This window comes from Actinoplanes sp. NPDC051633, assembly GCF_040681735.1.
In the GTDB taxonomy this organism is placed as follows: Bacteria; Actinomycetota; Actinomycetes; order Mycobacteriales; family Micromonosporaceae; genus Actinoplanes.
On the sequence record NZ_JBFAZH010001626.1, the window covers coordinates 1 to 1,368 of the forward strand.

Here is a 1,368-nt window from a genome sequence, read left to right on the forward strand (position 1 = left end):
GGTGCCGCCGCCTTTCGCGCCATCGGCCTTGGTGCCGCCGCCTTTCGCGCCATCGCCCTTCGCGGTTCCGCCCGTGCCGGATCCACCGGCCGGCCCCTTGCCGCCTGCGCCCGCCTGGACCGACTTGCCGGCTCCCGGGTCGTCGGAAGAGCCCGCACCCGCGTCGCCGTCACCCGCCGAACGTCCGCGGCCGCCGCCCGACGCGCGTACCGAAAGCTTGTCGACCCTGATCACCTCCGCGCCGGACAGGGCCGCGTAGCGTTCCGCTCCCGCACAGGCATCTCGCACGGCAGGCGCCGGCCTCCCCTCGGCCGCGGCCGACGCCGGAAGCGGTACGGCGAAGGCGGCGATTCCGAGCGCGGCGACACTTGCGGCCAACGGCCTGGCGGACGTCATGGAAGCTCCTCCCGAAGATCGGCCGCAGCGAGCGGCATCTACGGGACTTCCCAACGACGGTCTATGGTGCCAGTTGCGTGGCATCAATGCGACAACCCACGCGGGTAGCCCAAACCATGACATTTCGTCCGAGGCCGTGTCCGGTCGTAGGGTGTGGTCATGGGCATGCTGTGCGCGGTGAGCTTCAACCGGTACGGCCGCCTCTACTACCTCGATCCTGGCGAGTTCTCGCCGCAGGTCGGCGACCGGGTGCTCGTGCCGACCGACGACGGACCCGAGGTGGCGGAGTGCGTCTGGGCGGCGCAATGGGTCAGCGAGGACACCGACGGGTTCCCCAAGGTGGCCGGCCTGGCCGACGAGCGCGACCTGCGCCGCGACGAGACGCTGCGCAAACGCAAGGCCGAGGCCAAGGTCGCCGCCAAGAAGCTGATCAAGGCGCACGAGCTGCCCATGAAGGTCGTCGCGGTCGACCACGTGCTCGAGCAGAACGGCAGCGGCGGCGCCCGCACCACGATCTATTTCACCGCGCCGCATCGGGTCGACTTCCGCTCGCTGGTGCGCGACCTCGGCGCGACGTTGCGCTGCCGGGTCGAGCTGCGCCAGCTCTCGGCGCGTGACTCGGCCCGCGTCCAAGGGGGCATCGGCTCCTGCGGACGCGACCTCTGCTGCGCGACCTTCCTCACCGATTTCGAGCCGGTCACCATCCGCATGGCGAAGGACCAGGATCTGCCGCTCAATCCGCTGCGGATCTCCGGCGCCTGCGGCCGCCTGATGTGCTGCCTCAAGTACGAACACCCGCTCTACCAGAAGTTCCAGGCGTCCGCGCCGTCCATCGGCTCGCGGGTGACCACGCCCGAGGGCGACGGCCGTGTGGTCGGCCACAGCGTGCCGCGCGACGCCGTGGTGGTGCGCATGGACTCGGACGGCTCCCGCTGCTCGTGCAGCCGGGCGTCGGTGTGCGGACCGCGCCAG

The 1,368-nt window shown here is 71.2% G+C and carries 1 protein-coding gene and 1 pseudogene; one reads left to right on the top strand and one right to left on the bottom strand.

The features are described from left to right. A pseudogene (locus AB0M20_RS43730) lies at nucleotides 1-396 on the bottom strand (hypothetical protein); the annotation flags it as partial. A gap of 159 nt (nucleotides 397-555) precedes the next feature. Between AB0M20_RS43730 and ricT the strand changes: the two are divergent. After that, nucleotides 556-1,368, top strand: an 813-nt coding sequence (ricT, locus tag AB0M20_RS43735) for a regulatory iron-sulfur-containing complex subunit RicT (RefSeq protein WP_364307416.1), incomplete at its 3' end; no start/stop codon positions are given.